At 41.0% G+C, this 16,533-nt stretch carries 14 protein-coding genes and 1 pseudogene; 6 read left to right on the plus strand and 9 right to left on the minus strand.

Going from position 1 to position 16,533, the window contains the following annotated elements; genetic code table 11:
- From V7K25_RS26885 to V7K25_RS26895, 3 genes and pseudogenes are all read left to right on the plus strand, one after another.
- A pseudogene (locus V7K25_RS26885) lies at window positions 1-103 on the plus strand (photosystem II protein D1); the annotation flags it as partial.
- Between the two features lie 326 nt (window positions 104-429).
- The gene (locus V7K25_RS26890) at window positions 430-1,833 is read left to right on the plus strand and encodes a DUF2252 domain-containing protein (protein ID WP_335162280.1); all 1,404 of its coding nucleotides are present in this window, start codon (window positions 430-432) and stop codon (window positions 1,831-1,833) included.
- Window positions 1,834-2,066: 233 nt separating this feature from the next.
- Entirely contained in the window at window positions 2,067-2,558 is a 492-nt protein-coding gene (locus V7K25_RS26895) for a DUF1499 domain-containing protein (protein WP_335162282.1), read from the plus strand.
- Window positions 2,559-2,841: 283 nt separating this feature from the next.
- Here the strand turns inward: V7K25_RS26895 and V7K25_RS26900 are convergent, their stop codons facing one another.
- The gene (locus V7K25_RS26900; RefSeq protein WP_335162284.1) at window positions 2,842-3,723 is read right to left on the minus strand and encodes a succinate--CoA ligase subunit alpha; all 882 of its coding nucleotides are present in this window, start codon (window positions 3,721-3,723) and stop codon (window positions 2,842-2,844) included.
- A gap of 122 nt (window positions 3,724-3,845) precedes the next feature.
- On the minus strand, window positions 3,846-5,072 hold the full coding sequence (locus tag V7K25_RS26905) for a succinate--CoA ligase subunit beta (RefSeq protein ID WP_335162286.1): 1,227 nt from the start codon (window positions 5,070-5,072) through the stop codon (window positions 3,846-3,848).
- A gap of 644 nt (window positions 5,073-5,716) precedes the next feature.
- Between V7K25_RS26905 and V7K25_RS26910 the strand changes: the two genes are divergently transcribed.
- Window positions 5,717-7,480, plus strand: a complete 1,764-nt coding sequence (locus tag V7K25_RS26910) for a hypothetical protein (protein WP_335162288.1) — start codon at window positions 5,717-5,719, stop codon at window positions 7,478-7,480.
- 104 nt (window positions 7,481-7,584) lie between these two features.
- On the opposite strand, the gene V7K25_RS26915 is transcribed toward V7K25_RS26910, so the two are convergent.
- The 4 genes from V7K25_RS26915 to V7K25_RS26930 all read right to left on the minus strand — a co-directional run bounded on the left by V7K25_RS26915 (window position 7,585) and on the right by V7K25_RS26930 (window position 10,321).
- Window positions 7,585-8,349 carry an HNH endonuclease gene (locus V7K25_RS26915; RefSeq protein WP_335162290.1) on the minus strand — a complete coding sequence of 255 codons (765 nt, stop codon included), beginning with the start codon at window positions 8,347-8,349 and terminating at the stop codon, window positions 7,585-7,587.
- 4 nt (window positions 8,350-8,353) lie between these two features.
- A complete protein-coding gene (locus tag V7K25_RS26920) occupies window positions 8,354-8,566 on the minus strand; it encodes a hypothetical protein (protein ID WP_335162293.1) in 213 nt (70 codons plus the stop codon).
- Between the two features lie 46 nt (window positions 8,567-8,612).
- Entirely contained in the window at window positions 8,613-9,245 is a 633-nt protein-coding gene (locus V7K25_RS26925) for a hypothetical protein (protein ID WP_335162295.1), read from the minus strand.
- Window positions 9,246-9,544: 299 nt separating this feature from the next.
- Entirely contained in the window at window positions 9,545-10,321 is a 777-nt protein-coding gene (locus V7K25_RS26930) for an ABC transporter permease (RefSeq protein ID WP_335162363.1), read from the minus strand.
- A 334-nt stretch (window positions 10,322-10,655) separates the two neighbouring features.
- On the opposite strand from V7K25_RS26930, the gene V7K25_RS26935 reads away from it, so the two are divergent.
- On the plus strand, window positions 10,656-11,804 hold the full coding sequence (locus tag V7K25_RS26935; RefSeq protein WP_335162297.1) for a DegT/DnrJ/EryC1/StrS family aminotransferase: 1,149 nt from the start codon (window positions 10,656-10,658) through the stop codon (window positions 11,802-11,804).
- Window positions 11,805-11,874: 70 nt separating this feature from the next.
- Here V7K25_RS26935 and V7K25_RS26940 read toward each other — a convergent pair whose 3' ends face one another.
- The gene (locus V7K25_RS26940; RefSeq protein WP_335162299.1) at window positions 11,875-12,621 is read right to left on the minus strand and encodes a DUF561 domain-containing protein; all 747 of its coding nucleotides are present in this window, start codon (window positions 12,619-12,621) and stop codon (window positions 11,875-11,877) included.
- Between the two features lie 233 nt (window positions 12,622-12,854).
- Window positions 12,855-13,397: a Uma2 family endonuclease gene (locus V7K25_RS26945; RefSeq protein ID WP_335162301.1), complete on the minus strand. Its 543-nt coding sequence runs from the start codon at window positions 13,395-13,397 to the stop codon at window positions 12,855-12,857.
- Between the two features lie 85 nt (window positions 13,398-13,482).
- Here V7K25_RS26945 and V7K25_RS26950 point away from each other — a divergent pair, with 85 nt between their 5' ends.
- Window positions 13,483-14,079 (plus strand): Uma2 family endonuclease, encoded by a 597-nt coding sequence (locus tag V7K25_RS26950; RefSeq protein ID WP_335162303.1) that lies wholly within the window; start codon window positions 13,483-13,485, stop codon window positions 14,077-14,079.
- A gap of 22 nt (window positions 14,080-14,101) precedes the next feature.
- On the opposite strand, the gene V7K25_RS26955 is transcribed toward V7K25_RS26950, so the two are convergent.
- The gene (locus tag V7K25_RS26955; RefSeq protein WP_335162305.1) at window positions 14,102-16,459 is read right to left on the minus strand and encodes an ATP-binding protein; all 2,358 of its coding nucleotides are present in this window, start codon (window positions 16,457-16,459) and stop codon (window positions 14,102-14,104) included.
- Between the last annotated feature and the right edge of the window lie 74 nt (window positions 16,460-16,533).

A 16,533-nucleotide genomic window follows, 5' to 3' on the forward strand; every position in this document is an offset into this window, starting at 1 on the left:
TATGGAAGTAATGCACGAGCGTAACGCTCACAACTTCCCCTTAGATTTGGCTGCTGGTGATGTTGCTCCTGTCGCAATGAGCGCTCCTGCTATCAACGGTTAATTCTGAAGTTTAGTTAAATTAAAAAGCGCTCTCCCTTTTGGGAGGGCGTTTTTTAGTGTCAATGATAATAACGCTTAATTCTGGCAGCGCATTCTCAGTTGAGTATGCGGTAGTTTAAAAACAACTGACTTCCAACCTAACGAGTTTCAACGAGTTGGAGATGAATAATTTTACTTTTTTGAATTCTTTACTATGAATACTTGTTGCATTGTGCTTTAGATGACTTACTAAATTATGGCTCCAGGTGCTAAAAGAATTGTGGTTGGATGATTGTCTCTATACAAGAGTCTAACAAGAGTCAATTTTTTTACATTTAAGAGCCTGTCATGCAAAAATACATATCTATATCTGCAATTGTATTTGTCTTAATTTTAATTTTGGGGTTTATATCTCCAAGTCAAGCTGCAACTGTCCGTTCAACTTGGGTGGAGAATGAAATTTATCAATACAATCATCCCTTTGCTTCTCAATTGCCTCAAGAACTAGCAACAAAAATGCAAAAGATGAAGGCTAGCCCTTTCGCCTTTTATCGGGGGACAGATCACATTTTTTATCGTGATATGCAGACCTTGCCAAGTTCAGGATTTGTGAATTCTTCAACTTCAGCTATCTGGTTAGAGGGAGATATGCATCTGCAAAATCTTGGAGGGATAAGAGATAGCAACGACAACAACGTTTTTGACACCACTGATTTTGATGAAGGCTATCTTGGCCCCTATGTTTGGGACTTGCGACGAATGGCAGTCTCTATCTTGTTGGCAGCTAAAGAGAACGGTCTTAACTCAAGTGACGCTCAAGATATTGTCCGTAATTTTTTGGATGCTTATTTGAACCAGATGAGTGACTTTAAGGGAACTAACGACGAACTTTCATACCGTTTGGAATCTGGCAATACAAACGGTGTGGTCAAAGATTTGATTCAAAAGGCATCAGATAACAGCCGTTCTAGCTCGCTAAATAAGTACACGCAGTTAAATAACACTAACAATCGAGTATTCCAGACTACCTCAGAACTTCAGCCTGTATCCAGTAGCACCTATTCCGACATTGCTAGGGCTATGAGCAGTTACATTGCCTCAATTCCTAGCAGTAAACGCTATAGCAATAGTTATTATGCTCTCAAAGACATTCGGCTAAAATTAGGTTCAGGCACTGGTAGTCTTGGTAAGTACCGATATTACCTGCTAATTGAGGGGCCAAGTTCAGGAACCGACGACGATCGCATTTTGGAGATGAAGCAAGAAGGTAGTAGTGCAGTTGCGATGGCGTTCCGCCCACCGGAGGCGATCGCAGTTCCAGGTCTGCTGCCAACTTCAGTTTACGGAAATCAAGAAGGGGCGAGGGTGGCAATCGCCACTAAAGCAATGCTTTCCAATAGTGACCCTTTAGTTGGCTACACTACGGTCAATGGTATCCCCTTTCTGGTACATGAAAAATCACCTTACCAAGTGGACTTTGACTATACATTGCTAACCACTAAATCAAAATTTATGGATGCGATGGGGTATGCGGGGAAGGTTGTTGCCAAGAACCATGCAATCTCTGATAAAGACTATGATGCTGCTATTGTTCCCGTAAGCGTTGACAAAGAAGTGACTGATATTGTTAGTGGTAACAAGGTTGTATTCAAAGACGAAATTGTTAACTTTGCGGTGGACTATGCAACTCAAGTTGAGTATGACTACACGAGTTTTGTAAATGCTTATAACCAAGGGGTGATACTTTACTAGTAGTGCAAGGCGGAAGTCAAAAGTACAAAAGACTTTAATTTTGAAGGGGTTGAGAAACGAACCGCATTGGCATTGGCGTAGCCTCTCGTAGAGAAGCCTCTCGAAGAGAAGACGCAAAGGAAGAAAAACTAAGAATTAGTTTAGCCATGATATTTAATGAGACAGACCACTAGAACACCGATTCCGTATTTAGAGATTGTCTGCTATTCAAACCTTGAGGAGTGAATTTTATAATGTTTCGTCTGCTAACAGCCTTCGCGCAGCGACTCCTGCGGAGTATCGCTTTTGTAATATTGCTAACTTTGATTAATACTTTAATACTTCCTACCGCAGCTTGGGCTACCTCTTCTGCTTTGGGAGTTGATAATGGTCATCTTAGTTCTTGTCCGGCTTCAGACAACTGTGTTGTGAGTCAAGATGGCGATCCCAAACATGCCATTGACCCAATTGCCTATCATATAGATCGTGATGCAGCACGAAAAACCTTACTAAAAACTCTTACCGTCGTTCCCCGCACAGAAGTTATAGAACAAACAGATAATTACATCCACGCTCTTTCTAAAAGCCGCATCTTCAAATTTATTGATGATGTAGAGTTTTATTTCCCTCCCAATGAGTCGGTAATTCATGTGCGCTCGGCAGCTCGCGTGGGAGAGTCGGATCTTGGTGTTAATCGCAGGCGTTTGGAGCAAATTCGTCTGGCTCTACGCGATCTAAATATTTGATTTTGGCTTGAGCGGTAATATGAATAGCAAGAGAAAAATGCTTCGCCCTCAGATAATTGTCCTGGTGATATATTAGGTTTTTTGCAAGTATAAAAGCTCCTCTGGCAAACTTCTCTCGAAAATTTTAATAGTAGATACCCTGTTCGCCGACTTTCCTCTAAGAAAATTTGCCTCTGAGCGATCGCTAGGAAGCTTCTATTGTTGATTCAGCGTGAGTGCGATCGCTATTACTCATGCATTAAAACTGGCAAACGAAGCTTGATTATTGCTTGGCTTTTTGTCATTAGCTAATCTCCTTTCTCAATAATTCTGGAATTTGAGAAGGACGTTCAGCTACTGGAACTTCCGCTTCTTTTAAAGCAGCTAATTTACTTTGGACAGTGCCAAAGTTAGGATCGCGTCCGATAACTGTTGCTAAAGTTCCAGTTTGACGCCAAGTTTTTCCTGGTGGTGCAAGTCTACCTGCAATGTAGGCAATTACTGGTTTATCAATTGCCTCGGTAATGTACCGGGCTGCTGCTTCTTCACTACCACCGCCAGGTTGACCAACTAAAACGATCGCCTCTGTAGTTTCATCCTCATCGAGAATTTGCAGCCATTGGAGAAAGGAGGAACCAACGATCGCATCACTACCAATACTGACACTAATCGACTGCCCCAAACCTGCTTTTGTTAATTCGTAGGCGATTTCGTAGGTAAGGGTGCTACTACGACTAACGATCCCCACTCCCCCAGGAGTATAAAATTCGCTTGGTTGAGTACCTAAAAGAATTTTCCCCGGCACAATGATTCCCGGACTATTTGGCCCGACTACCAAAGTTTCACAGGCTTCGGCTTTGCGGAGTAATTGCACCATATCCAAAGGTGGCACGCCAGCAGTGATAATAATGATCTGGCGAATATTAGAAGCGATCGCTTCTAATGCCGCATCTAGCACGTCGTAAGGATCTACACAGATAATTGTTGTGTCAATTACCCCAAAGTGTTCTATTACTTCCTCTACTAAGTCAAATACTGGCAGTCCATGCAGTTCCTGTCCGCCACATCCAGGATTGACACCTGCTACTAAGTTCGTACCATAAGCTTTCATTTGAGCAACATGAGTGCCTGAGATAAATTCACAAAAGCCTTGAATTAATACTTTGCTGTCTGGCGTTAGGTTCATAAAAAATTACCGTAAGTTTGGCAACCCAGTGGTCTATGGCACTGGGCATAAAAACGACATATTTACAGTGTCGTATTGATTCAATTTTTTTTTAATTTTGAATTTTAAGAATGTGACACTCATTACCTCTTATTAGCTGTTGGTTTAGCCAGACGAACTGCTGCCGCGACTGCCTCATCTAAATTTTCTACAACAAGGAGCGCATTACTAGGGGTTTTTAATGTTGCTAAATACTTTCTCGCAGCATCAAATTCCGAACCAGCAAGACGGACAACTAAGGGTGAAAAATTCTGCTCTCGCCGACTTTTACCACCATTAGAATGCACAACCTGTGAGTTAAGTTCGTTGTTATCTTGCTGTACAACTCTAGCTATAACTTCAACCACTTCCTCTGTTTGAGGAATGCTACCCAGAAAGTTAATTAATATTACTTGAATGCTGTTATCAGCCTCTAGGATTTTTAGACCTGTCTCTAGGCGATCGCGGAAAGTAGTTGGTGTAGTATCAGTGAGGAAAGCATGACGTAGATTCAAACAAAGACCTGGATTGCCACCAGCGTTAGCGACTAAATCCAAAGTTGCCATCACTGAACCAGTACCATTACCTAAAATACCGATTTTTCCGTGCATTTTCACACCATCCCAGTCGCCCGATATACCATCTATCTCAGTACTGGTATGACGACTGATGATTTTTGCCGCCATCTCGGTGAGGTCGGGATGACGCTTGATCGACCGTTCGTTGACCCTGACTTTACCATTAAGAGCCATAACTTGATCAGTAGCACTCACAGCCAAGGGATTGATTTCGACTAAATCCAGGTCTTTTTGCACAAATAACTGGTACATCTTCTGGACAACGCAGCTTACCGACTGCATCAGCGTCCCCTGCAAACCCATTTTCAAAGCCAGTCGTCGGGCATAAAATGGCGAAAATTCCTGTTCCACGACAACATGGTGCATTCTTTCCCCAGCCGATTCCCAATCAATGTCTGCTTCCTTGCAACCTAAAAGTACTGGTCGGCAAACAGCAGTATCTAAAACCACCGCCAGATAAAATTCCTGGTTGGCGTCGTATTGGGATTCTGCCAGCACAACTTCTGGCAACTCCCCCCATATTGGTAAACTAAAGATATTTTGGGCAGCTGCTATCGCATCAATTGTAGTCTCCGCAAATCTGACTCCACCTGCTTTTGCCCGTTCCGCTCCATGTACTTGAGATTTCAGTACAATTGGAAAGCGAATTTTTAAACGTTTTAAATCTGTGGGATGGTCAATTCGTTGCGAAGGCAATACAGGAATGCCTATCTTGCCAAACCACTCTTTAACTTGATACTCTAATAAATCCATTGATACACCTTGTATTTACACTTTCCCAGCCTTTGCTTAATGCTGTCTTAATATTTTGCAGCACTTTTCTTTTAGAATTAAGCTTTTGGCAGCTATAAAAATTTATTTTTCACATCAATTTTATCGATTTCAGCCAATGAGGCAGATTAATTTTGATAGCCAACCTGTTGGCGCTAGAGTCACAACATGTAATTTATCTCTTCAGTAAGTTTCCTAGCATAGAAGATAACTACCATTTCTGTCAAAACCCTTTGACTTAGCATTGTTTCCTTAACCTTTAGATAAATTTGTTGCAACTGTGCAACTAGAATCTTGCAGAGCATTAGCTCCTGTGTATTTTATTGTCCGGACATAATGCAGTTAAAATACTCAAAAATTCTATTATTCCCATTTTTTATTTGTAATTTACATCTAAAGACAGATAATTTAACTTTGCATCTAGCACTATGAAAATGTAGCAATGCGAACAATAATTGCTTTTTTTATTTTTGGTGAAAAGTCCGAATGTGTGTTAGAACGTTGGTCGTTCAGATTTTCAGGCTGTGGTTGGTTAAACTGTGCATTTGCATTCAACAAACCTCAAAAGTTCATTTTCTTCTCTTAAAGATAATCAAAACAATATAGAAATTAAGCGGGAAAGCTCTATGAAAGTAGCAGTCCAGCAGGAAGATTTACAGCTTTTAACCAAAACTTTGCAAGAACAATTACTTGCAGAAGTCTCAACGGCTGAAGTCTTCGAGGTTAAGTGTGTCGTCAATAAAGACGAGCTAATGATTTTAACCCAACACGAATCAAATGTAATAGTTGATACTCAGATAATCTTTGCAGTAATTGAGGAAGTACTTCAGTCTCTAGCACCCCACAGAGAGCGGCGAGTGCAATGTTTCCTCAGAGTTTTTGGTGAACAACTCCCTTATGCGAAATGTTTCTTGCCTTTGAAAGAGACGGGGGGAGGGGGAGATGAGGCAGGGGAGGCAGGGGAGGCAGGGGGAGCAGAGGGGCAATACTTTTCTACTCTTTCTTCATCAGCTATTACCTATTCTCCATCAATCGATAAGATTGATGAGGAGGAACTGTTTGATCCGTTTGCAGATGCGCCGAATTTGCCGACTTTAAAGCCAGCATCTCAAATCAAATCCATCTTACTGGGTGCAGCTTTGGTGGGAGTTGTAGTCTTAGGGGGCGGTGCTTACTTATTGACTCGCCCTTGTGTGATGTCTGAGTGTAAAGAAATACAAAATGCCGAGCAATTAAAAACAGAATCCCCGCAACTAATGCGCCGCGCCAAGTCTGAAAAAGAATTAGTACCTGTACAACAACAACTTGCGGTAGCCAGTGCAGCCTTGAATGCAATTCCTAGTTGGTCGCCTCGTTACCAGGTATCAGAAGAACTAAAAGCAAGTTTGTCTGGACGGTCAGAAAAAATCAGCCAGGTGGTAAAGGCTTTGGAGATGGGATCTTTGGCGACACAAAAAGTTCAAACTCCTGCATCTAGCCTAGAGGAATTACAAGCTAGGCAACACTTATGGCGACAGGCTATAGCGCCACTAGAAACTATAAGTTCCAGTAATGAACTCTATGGACTGGTGCAAGGTAAATTACTTAATTATCGTGTCCGTTTGCACGCTGTAAATCAGCAGATAGTTACGGAGGAAAAATGGCTAAAAAAACTAACGGCAGCAAAAGCTGTAGCTAGTGCAGCTGAGAATCGGGAAGCTAGTGCTAAATCTTTGAATGACTGGCAAAAGGTGCAGTCTACTTGGCTGGTGGCCATTAATGCCTTGAATAGCATTCCCCTAACTAGCTCTGGATACCAAGAAGCCGAAAAGCTGTTGGTAGATTATAAACCTAAGTTAGTGGCGGCACGCGATCGCGCTACTAAACAACGATTAGCTGTTAAAGCCTACCAACAAGTCCTTAGCGCTGCCAAGCAAGCCAAAGTATATGAGCAACAAAACCAATGGCAAGCAGCAGCGACATACTGGAATCAGGCTTTGCAAACTGCTAAAAAGATTTCCCAAGATAGCTTGTACTACACTCAGGCTCAGTCTCTTATCGAACCTTACTCAACAGCCCTCAAGCAAGCACAAGAAAAAGTACAAGTTATTAGTAGTTTGCAACAAACTCGCACTGACTTAGATAAAACCTGTATTAATGGAATTCGGATTTGCACCTTTAGCATAGACAATGCAGGAATTATTGTCCGGCTAACCCCTGAGTATGACCAAATAAGGCAAAATAACTTGGCTAATCCTTATTCTAAGAACTCGGATACTGCTGTTGATATTACCAATCACTTACAAATATTACGAGAAGCCCTAGCTGTAATTGGTGAAAATGCCAACTTGTCTCTTTTCCTTTATGATTCCCAAGGTCAGGTAATTTATACGCGGACTTTAGGCGGGTAGAAAAGTTAGGAGTTAGGAGTTAGGAATTTTTGATTTTGGGCAAATCCAACGTAACGTTAGGTAGCGAAATCACTACGATCAGAAGTATCTAATAACCCTTTGATTTATTCAATACTGAGTGGAGGGGAACGGCGATGAATCATAGCGTGGCAGTTTGGACAGACAGGACGTAAATCTTTCACAGGATCAACATTGTATTCCTCAGCAATTTCTGAAATAGGGCGTAGATGATGCACATGAATAAAACCTTCGCCGAATTGCCCAAATACTTTGCCAAAATTGAAATCGCAAACAGAGCAACTTGAACCGTAATAATCAATACATTTTTGTCGAGCTTTAGAATCTCGCTCATAAGCGTTGACTGAAACTTGGCGTACCGCTCCTTCACGAAATATTTCCGATGAATCTAACTCATCAGGAAAAAACCTGGCAGTGTTTTCAGAGCTTAACTCAGCGCCTTTTATTAAGTATCGTTGAGCAAGAAAATCATAGACTTTGTTAATTTCTAATTCCGATCGATGTCCTAACTTTGCTCCAAAGCGATAACCCAAATTGTTCCACGTAAAAACTGCATTCAACGTTTCATCAGTGTAATATCTTCGCTGTAGAGTTGCATTTTCCCATCCAATTTTGAACTGTGCCCGTCTTCGATTATCAGGAGGACTGCGATTGTCTTGGTCATAAACTAATTCATTGAAAATCTTTTCGCAAAGAGCTTCATTAGATAGTTCTGTTGTACTGCGTACAACCCATCCCAGTGTTTCTAGAGCCTGTGCAACTTCAGGTCTTAAAACCCAGTGCCACTCACCTTTGCGTTTCTCAAATGTGACCAGTGTGCCTAACTTCTCTGGTTCTGGGCTGTAACCCAACTGCTCACCGACCTAAACGCCCATACATCATATTTGCTGTTGTATGGTGGCTGTAGCCTATAGCTTGAGAAAGTTGTTTTGCAGTTATTTTTTGCTCAGGTGCATCATAGTGAATCTGGAGCATTTGAATATGATTATCTGTCAGATTATTTACTGCCTGAAAAGCAGCTATATATTGCTGGACTTCTGGAGGATTTGATGAAGCTAGGGTTGGCATAACTAAGCTCTAATACATCGCTACAAAGATAACTTGATTGCATAGGTTATTGATCATTTGTATCTGGTCGCTTGAGTGCTTCCATTAGAACTGCTTGTTGAAAAATATAATTAACCGCAGCAAATAATTTATCTAAATCTTGAATCACATACAAATTTTTATTTCGAGTAAACACATTAGCAATCAACTTTCCAAATTGCCATATTTTCCCGTTAGAAACAATCCCAAAAACATCACTAGCAAAATCATCATTAATTCGCTGGACTGCAATCATTTCAGCTAAACACTGACCCCAACCTTCTTCAAATTTGTCCTGTTTAGCTTCAACCGTCAAAAAATAAGGTTTATCAAAAACAATCGTACCCAGAGGGTTTCGCTGTGTCACCGTATAGTCTGGAACGCCTGATAAATCTTCATCGTAAGCTAATGTTTCGTGACTCCAAAGTGTTAATTTACTTCGGTAAGTTTTCCATACTTCTTTCAATACTGGATAGATGAGATTTTCACAAATAGCATCTTCAGAATTATCAATAACTCCATCTGTAAATAGCAAATCTAATTCTTCTTTGAAAGACTGTTTAACTGGAAAATCTACTTCCAGTATAAAATTAGACTGTACATATTTGATTTGAAATTTTTTAATTACCGCACTAATACTTTTGTAATTACTAAATGCCATTTTAATTTACCTTGTTGTGAAAACACTATTAACGTCTAAACACAGGTAATATACCGAAAATCTTTTTAGCACTCCCATTATCAAGCTATCATCATTATTTCAAGACTATTAATTGCGATACCTGCGGTAGTCACTGAGCTTTGTCGTTCGCGGAGCGTCTCGTAGAGAAGTGCGGGTGGAGCCATTGCTAATCAAAACCTGATGATTAAAATCTGGGGATGGGTATGTTGCACAAAACAATGTAGGTTTAAAATCCTTCATACATCGTACCAAATCAGGAAAATTGTAAATTAACCGCTTCACTTCACCAACTGGGCGGCAGAATTGAAAAATTGACGACACAACCCCTTCGTGACTAAAAGTGTTGTCAACAAATTAGCGAAAGCAACCATAAATATAATTAAAATTTCGTAGGATACAGCATCCAAAGGTTTCACACCAGCTAATAGCTGTCCGGTGGTAATTCCTGGTATTGCTACCATACCGATGAGGAGCATTTGATTGAGAGTCGGAATCAATCCGGCTCTGATGGCATCTTTGCGATATTGGCTAACTGCTTGCTGGGGCGTTGCGCCTAAGCTCAAATGGGTTTCTATTTCGAGATGGCTGGAATTTATGGTGCTGACAAGACGTTCGCCTGCGATCGCAGCTGCATTGGTAGCATTACCTAAGACTATCCCTGCTAGGGGAATTACATACTGTGGTTCATACCATCTTTCTGGTTGAACGATCAAGAAGTTGGTGTAAAGCACTGTCAGTACGGTACTAATTAAAATTGCACCCCACACTAAAGGCAATATATAAGGAATTTTTTGGCTGATCCGATTTCGTGCGACAATCGCCGTAATTGTCAGCATTATTGTTAATATCGCCAAAACTGCCCAAGCATTGTCTAAAGCCAAGATGAAATCTAAAATGTATCCCAATACAAGTAGTTGTAAGATGGTTCTCCCAGTAGCAAGAGCTAAGTTTAACTCTAGTCCTAATTTTTCCCAGGCAGATAAACCAATGGCGATCGCCATCAATCCTACAGCAATAGCTAAATCCACGAAATCCAGCTTGATCAACTCCTGCATGGGTTCTCTATCTCCATCTCCTGGTATTTCCTTTTCAAAGCAGCCCACACACCTGGAACTTTGATCCGATGTGTTGGATCTTGGTTGATATATATTACCTTTATCAATTCAAAATTCAAAAATGGTACAACCTTAACATGGCAAACACCTAGTATGCTTATTATCTGTAAATTAAATGTGCGGTAGTTTCTGGCGCCACAATTTAAGTAAAAACCCTAATAGATGCGTATCTTGGGCGATAGTCTTTTAGTAGCTCCTTTTTGATTAACAATTCAATTAGCAAAAATTGACTCTCGAAGTGCATCCTTTGTATCTCCCAATCAAATAAGAACTCATGATCCAAAGTGTAAATCCTATCCCTGCCTTTGATATCAAGCAGCAATACACCACCATCGAAGCAGAAGTAAGTGCAGCTGTCTTAGAGGTTCTGGCTTCTGGTCGCTATATCGGCGGTCCGTTAGTCGAAGGCTTTGAGCAACAGTTTGCTGCTTATAATACTGTTACTCAATGTGTGGCTTGTAATTCTGGTACTGATGCGCTCTACTTAGCGTTACGAGTCTTGGACATTGGTGCAGGCGATGAAGTCATAACAACGCCTTTCACCTTTATTGCTACGTCTGAAGTAATTAGTGCCGTGGGTGCAAAGCCTGTTTTCGTTGATATTGACGCTACTACATTTAATTTGGATGTGGAGCAAGTAGCGGCAGCGATTACACCCAAAACGAAAGCGATTATCCCAGTTCACCTATTTGGACAACCTGTGGATATGACATCATTGATGGCGATCGCTCAGTCTCATAATTTATCAGTAATTGAAGATTGCGCTCAGTCTACAGGGACAATGTGGGCTAATCAAAAAGTAGGAAGCATTGGACATATTGGTTGCTTTAGTTTCTACCCTACCAAAAATCTTGGTGGTTGCGGCGATGGCGGGGCAATAACGACTAATGACCCTGCGATCGCCACTAAACTGCGAATACTACGAGATCATGGCAGTAGAATTAGATATTTACATGAAGAAATCGGTGTGAATAGCCGCTTGGATGCTCTCCAAGCAGCTATTTTGCAGATTAAGCTGCGTTATTTAGATATTTGGAACGATCGCCGACGAGATATTGCCAACTATTACTATCAGTTCCTTAGTCAAGTTCCGGGAATTGTCCCACCGCAAGAATTACCTGAAGGTGTTGGGGTATGGAATCAATACACTATTCGCATATCAGGCGAAGGGCGAAATGGTTCTAGCGCCAAATATCGAGATTGGGTGCGTAGTCAATTGCAAGAACAGGGCGTGAGTTCAATGATTTACTATCCCCACCCTTTACATTTACAACCAGTTTATCAAAGTCTGGGCTATCAAATTGGAGACTTACCGATAGCAGAGCAAGCTTGCCATGAGGTTATATCCTTGCCTATGTATCCAGAACTGACACAACAACAGCAAGATCAGGTGATTTATGCGCTGAAAGATTGTTTGGGATGAGGGGAGTAAGAAGTAGGGAATAGGGAGTAGGGAATTTTTATATTCACCACTCCCCACTCCCCATTAAAAACTAAGCGATCGCGCGGTTGTTAGCAGTCGCTAAGGCTTCTACTAAGCCACGCACAGCAGCAATCATTGCCACTTCGCTATTGAGTTGGTTGATGGCGGAACCAACACCAACACCAGCAGCACCAGCTGCGATCGCTAATGGTGCGGTAACGTTAGAAATACCTGAAGCACACAATACTGGTACTAACACCACACGGGAAATCTCAAAAGCTGCTGCCAAGGTCGGAGCAGCTTTTTCAATTAATCCTAGAGTTCCAGGGTGAACTGGGTTACTGCTAGTACCGCCTTCGGTTTGGATAATATCTGCTCCAGCTTTCACCAGTTCTTCTGCTAACTGTACCTGTTGATCTAGTTCTAAAATGTGGGGAACGGTGACAGATAGGGTGATTTCTGGGAAAAGAGCGCGGGTTTGCTTAGTCAGCGCTAGCACTTCTGGAGCCTCAAAGCGGCGTCCTTGAGCATAGAAGGAATCGAAATTCCCGATTTCAATTAAATCAGCACCTGCTGCGACAGCTTGCACAAATTTTTCTGGTTCTACTGCTGAAACACAAATTGGTAAATTTGTCAAACTTTTAGCTAGCTGCACTAAGACTGGATCGGCAGCAATATCGACAAAAGTAGCACCGCCAAATTCAGCAGCTTTAACAATAGCAGCGACGCTAGCGGCGTCGAAGTTATTCAAGCCGCTAATCACTTTCAGGACGCGGTGGTTAGTAAATGCACGTTGGAGTGTGGAATGCATCGTCATATTTTGGCTTTTGAAGCTACGAAAATTAGGTATATTCTACCGTCCCTGGGCTGATAGGGGACTAAATCACTATCGCAGTTGCCAAATTTTGATAATTTTATTGTAAATTAAAGGGTTTAAGTCCCCTATGTCTACAGGCAGTCTCAGTTACACTAGGGGATTTTGCTACAGTCGGGGTTTAAATCCCTGTTTGAAAAGTGTTTAATTTTGAACTTTGAATTGTTACCACTATCCTAGTCAAACTCTGGAGGCCACAAATCTGCAATTGGCACTTCCCATCCTGGGAGCAGTTCGGGAACTGTTAAAATATCGCCATCACGAAGTATTATTGCTTCTTGCCCAAAGTTGTAGACTTCAACAATCCGCTCATCTGGATTGAGCAAAATTCCTACCTTAGTTCCCAAACTCAGAAATTCTTGAATCTTGGCTCTGAGATCCTCTAAATTATCACTAGGGGACTTCACCTCTACAGTCAAATCGGGAGCCAATTGAGCAAAAGACTTCGGACTGCGACGCAAGCGTTCGGCTAAAACAAATGAGGCATCCGGTGCGCGTAAATTTGAATTTGGCAACCTGAAACCGGCGCTAGAAGCTGCTGTTCGTCCCAGCTTGCGCGGTCTAACCCAGTTACGTAACTGGGCTACCATTTCAGCTGCGACTTCATCTGATTCGTATCCTGATGGACTCGAAACAACAATATTACCCTTGACTAGTTCCATGCGATAGTCGGGATGCTGTTGCTGCATTTGTTCCAAGTCTTCAAGCGTCAGGGACATAAAACCTCTCTAGGAGCGATCGCTTTATTTTGCCTAGAATTACTATACCGTAATACTTATAGACCTCTCCAGGAGCGATCGCCCCATGAATTCTCCAGTCATCGCCAAACCTGTCACTCCAAAGACATCCTATGTTTTGTTGTATAACGTCAGTTGGGATCAACTAGAAAAGCTAGATGTAGACCTAGAAGGTACAGGTGCGCGACTAACTTATTTGGATGGAATTTTAGAAATTATGTCCCCAGTTTCCGATGACCATGAAGATGCTAAAAGTACTACAAGTCGTTTGTTAGAGGCATACCTGAGAGAAAAGAAAATTCGCTTCTACGTGAGAGGAAGTGCTACACTCGGCAAATGCAAAGATGGTATGCGACGAGAACCAGATGAGTCTTATAACTTTGGGGCTAAAAAACCGATTCCAGATTTGATTATTGAAATTACTGTCACCAGTGGCGGCATTAATAAGTTGGAGATATACAAGCGTCTGAAAGTTCCAGAAGTCTGGTTTTGGGAAGATGGGCTACTTTCAGTCTATTGTTTGCGAGATGAGGAATATGAAAAAGCATCCCAAAGTTCTTTCTTCCCAGATTTAGATATAGAATTGCTAGCCCAGTATTCGCGTATGGCGGATCAGTATGATGCAGTTAATGAGTTTAGCCAGGTGATTCGAGAACATAGATGAAGGTAAAATCTAATATCATTGCTTATTTTTCAAAACACTCCATTGCTGTTTGTACCTTCTCAACTTGCTTGGGTGCTTGCATTTCGTTAAAAAGTGCGATCGCTTGCATAAAATTTCCCTTACTATTCTCAATTTCATCCATTTGTTGATGAGTTAATGCCAATTGATAGTAAGCCTCTGCTAAATTAGATTTAGCTCCTATTTTATTCAAAATTTCTATCGCTTCTGCATGATGGAAAAGTGCCCTAGCAAATTCTCGTTCTTCTCTATATAACCCAGCTAAACAAGTTATAGCTTTAGCCTTAAGCTGAGTAAAGTTGTTTTCTTCGGAAGAAAATATAGCTCTTTGGCATAAATCAAAAGATTTTTTAATATTACCTAAATTCTTGTAGGTTAAACATAGGTTTATTAAGCTATGCCCCATTCCCCATAAAGTCACTTTAGTTGATGAAGATATTGCAGAGAAGGCATCTTCAGCAATATAAAAAGCTTCCTCTTTAAAGTTAGAACATGATTTAACAAAAGCCAAGCAGCACTGAGCATAAGCCATGTAATTGTCAAGATTTCTATCTTCTTCAGCTAAGTTACAAACCGATTTAAAACAATCTTCGGCTGCTTCCATTTCCAATAAATCAAGTTTGCACAGTCCTGTATTAAACATCATAGATATTTTGATTAGCTTAATATCTAAATTGTCTAATATCTCTTCTGATTTTTTATAGCAATCTATCGCTTCTCTAATACATCCGATAATTCGATATGTATAGCCTAGTATATTGTAAAGTTTAATCAGTCTTTCTTGCGATTTTACATCGTCTATTATTCGTTTAATGACAGAGAAATTTTTCTGGAGCAGTCCCAGTTGGTAAAACGAGCAACCCAAAGGCAAACCTATAGTCCACTGTTCACCTCGCCCTTGTAAAATTACATCACCAGCCTGCTCAAAATCATTAATTTCTACATAGTGATAATAAGCTTCTAAAGCGGTTAATGCATCTGTAATATCTTTGATGGCTGGAACTCGTTGCGTCCAGCATTCTGCGGCTTTTCGGTTTACTAATTCCCATTCTTCACTGACTAACCTTAATCTACCGATAGCTTCATACTGAATTACCGGATGCAGCCAGTACTGTCCTTTTTTTGCTTCTATTAAAGACAAATCTTGCAGAGCTTTAATTACACCTCTACGTTTTTGCTCTGGTACATCCCAAAGCAAACATAAAACTCCCTCAATAGGTAATGAAGGAATATCTTGATAACGATAGCATCCTAAACGACACAAGAGGCGATAGGCTTCTAAGTCATTTTTTTGGAGACGGTTAAATTGACTGGCGACTAAATCTTTTAACTCTCTTTCCATTAATAAATCTGTACAGTTTTCCTGCCAATAGGCGTGGATGTCACCAGAAAAATCTGTCAATATTGCTCCTCGAAGAATTTGCATGGCTTTGGCGTTACCTCCATAAGCTCTGCACATTTCACTGAGAATAGTACAATCACAATTAATGTGGCAACTGCTGAAAAACTCTCGCCATGCTTCATCATCTAAACCTTCGAGTGGATAAAGATGAACTTCTACACTAGACTCCCGCAAACGCTCACGACTTGTTACTAAAGTAACGGAATGCACATCCGAATCTGCTAATACTCTCAATAGCTCAACATAAGGGCGACGATATTCTAGGAACTTGCCATTTTGATCGAGAGCAGTTTCTAGATTATCGATAAATACCCCAATTTTAGATGTTTGTTCTCGGAGTTTGCGCCGTAGTCGTTCTAAACTGATACCAAAGTCTCCTCCCGGTTCTTCGTTAAAGTACCGCCGTAGCCATTCTTCAACCACACTCTCTACAGGAGTCAGGTTTTGGATTTCTGTAGCCATCCACAGTTCTAGGACAAAATTAAATTTTTGACTTTTAAAATATTTGCGTGCTAATCTGGTTTTGCCAACACCACCTTCACCTTGGATGAGGATAACTTTTTGTCCCCGACTAACTAAGATGTGAAGTTCGGCTATTTGGCGATCGCGCCCCACGAAGTTAGAATCTAAATCTTGGGGTTTAGTGTTATTGCCCATTAGATTTGGGATATCGAGGATTATTTGCGACTGTTGAGTTGTTCTAAACCTCTGAATCACTCCTTGAAAGTTTGATTTTGAGACTTTCTCTTCTAGCACCTTTGATAGTAGATGCCAAAGTTCTGCACCAACTGCTTTTAAATGCGCTTCTGTATAACGAACACTTTTGGCAATATCGTGGTAAGTCCGCTTTTCGTCCTCCCACAAATGACCTAAGATAATTCTTTGAGTTTTATCTAAATGTTCTCCCGTCTTGAGAAAAACCAAGTTATCTACAAACTTTAAGGCTTCTTCTACACCCATTTGTTAACTTGATGTATCATTTGTAATTCATTATAACGATATTTTTACTACTTCTTCCTACCCGCCATACTACA

The organism is Nostoc sp., from assembly GCF_036919495.1.
Taxonomy (GTDB): Bacteria; Cyanobacteriota; Cyanobacteriia; order Cyanobacteriales; family Nostocaceae; genus Nostoc.

Bases quoted from the DNA above. Each gene is read 5' to 3' on its own strand.
- V7K25_RS26890 (WP_335162280.1), top strand. From the start codon at position 430: ATGCAAAAATACATATCTATATCTGCAATTGTATTTGTCTTAATTTTA.
- V7K25_RS26895 (WP_335162282.1), top strand. From the start codon at position 2,067: ATGTTTCGTCTGCTAACAGCCTTCGCGCAGCGACTCCTGCGGAGTATC.
- V7K25_RS26900 (WP_335162284.1), bottom strand. From the start codon at position 3,723: ATGAACCTAACGCCAGACAGCAAAGTATTAATTCAAGGCTTTTGTGAA.
- V7K25_RS26905 (WP_335162286.1), bottom strand. From the start codon at position 5,072: ATGGATTTATTAGAGTATCAAGTTAAAGAGTGGTTTGGCAAGATAGGC.
- V7K25_RS26910 (WP_335162288.1), top strand. From the start codon at position 5,717: ATGAAAGTAGCAGTCCAGCAGGAAGATTTACAGCTTTTAACCAAAACT.
- V7K25_RS26920 (WP_335162293.1), bottom strand. From the start codon at position 8,566: ATGCCAACCCTAGCTTCATCAAATCCTCCAGAAGTCCAGCAATATATA.
- V7K25_RS26925 (WP_335162295.1), bottom strand. From the start codon at position 9,245: ATGGCATTTAGTAATTACAAAAGTATTAGTGCGGTAATTAAAAAATTT.
- V7K25_RS26930 (WP_335162363.1), bottom strand. From the start codon at position 10,321: ATGCAGGAGTTGATCAAGCTGGATTTCGTGGATTTAGCTATTGCTGTA.
- V7K25_RS26935 (WP_335162297.1), top strand. From the start codon at position 10,656: ATGATCCAAAGTGTAAATCCTATCCCTGCCTTTGATATCAAGCAGCAA.
- V7K25_RS26940 (WP_335162299.1), bottom strand. From the start codon at position 12,621: ATGACGATGCATTCCACACTCCAACGTGCATTTACTAACCACCGCGTC.
- V7K25_RS26945 (WP_335162301.1), bottom strand. From the start codon at position 13,397: ATGTCCCTGACGCTTGAAGACTTGGAACAAATGCAGCAACAGCATCCC.
- V7K25_RS26950 (WP_335162303.1), top strand. From the start codon at position 13,483: ATGAATTCTCCAGTCATCGCCAAACCTGTCACTCCAAAGACATCCTAT.
- V7K25_RS26955 (WP_335162305.1), bottom strand. From the start codon at position 16,459: ATGGGTGTAGAAGAAGCCTTAAAGTTTGTAGATAACTTGGTTTTTCTC.